The organism is Limnohabitans sp. 2KL-51 (assembly GCF_003063645.1).
Classification (GTDB): Bacteria; Pseudomonadota; Gammaproteobacteria; order Burkholderiales; family Burkholderiaceae_C; genus Limnohabitans_A.
Genome location: NZ_NESJ01000061.1, coordinates 1 through 1,063 on the forward strand (window position 1 = coordinate 1; position 1,063 = coordinate 1,063).

Annotated in this window: 1 protein-coding gene; it reads left to right on the top strand. The window is 62.6% G+C overall.

The genetic code is table 11. The features are described 5' to 3' along the window. On the top strand, positions 1–1,063 hold a 1,063-nt coding region (locus B9Z49_RS21380; RefSeq protein WP_199225144.1), incomplete at both ends, for an autotransporter-associated beta strand repeat-containing protein.

Here is a 1,063-nt window from a genome sequence, read left to right on the forward strand (position 1 = left end):
TCCGGTGCCACCACCTTGAATGCCGGCACCTTGGCACTGGGTTCAAGCAACGCATTGGGCGGTCTGACATTGAACACTGGCAACACCAACACCATTGGTTTTGCAGGTGGAGCGCTGCAGTTCTCGAGCAGCAACAAATCTGACTACTCTGCACGTTTCAGCACGGCAGCCAGTCAAGCCTACGCCATCGACACCAATGGTGAGAGCGTCACCTTGGCCACTGCCTTGACCTCCAGTGGTGGCAGCTTGACCAAGCTGGGCAGTGGCACCCTGACCCTGAGTGGTGCCAACACCTACAGCGGCACCACCACGATCAGCAGCGGCACCTTGGCCGTGAGCGGCAGCTTGTCGGATACGACGCAGGTCAACGTGGCATCGGGTGGCGTTTACCGGGTTGACGTTGATGACACCGTGGGCAGCATAGAAGGCGCGGGCAGCATCACCACCGGAGCGGCCAGTGGCACGGTGACCCTGACTGCTGATGTGGATGTGTCACTGAGCAAAACATTCAGTGGGGTGGCCTCCGACGGGGGCAGCGCCAAGTTGGCCTTGACCAAATCGGGTTTGGGCAGTTTGACGCTGTCTGGAGCGAACACCTACACGGGCACCACCACGGTGAGTGCGGGCACCTTGGTGTTGGCTGGCGGCAGCGCCATTGCCGATACCAGCGCAGTGATCTTGGGCACAGCGGGCGCGAATTTGACGCTCAGTGCCAACGAAGCCGTGGGCTCGCTCGTAGGGGTGACAGGCACCACGGTGAGCTTGGGCAGCCACACACTGACCACGGGCGATACGAGCAGCACAGAGTATGCCGGTGTGGTCAGTGGCACAGGCGGTTTGACCAAACAAGGCAGCGGCACCTTCACTTTGAGCGGTGCCAACGATTACACGGGAGCCACCACGGTGAGTGCAGGCACGCTGGCCTTGTCGGGCGGCAGCGCCGTGGCCGACACCAGCGCAGTGATCTTGAGCACGGCGGGCGCGAATTTGACGCTCAACGCCAACGAAGCCGTGGGCTCGCTGGCCGGGGTGGCAGGCACCACGGTGACGCTGGGGTCGCGCA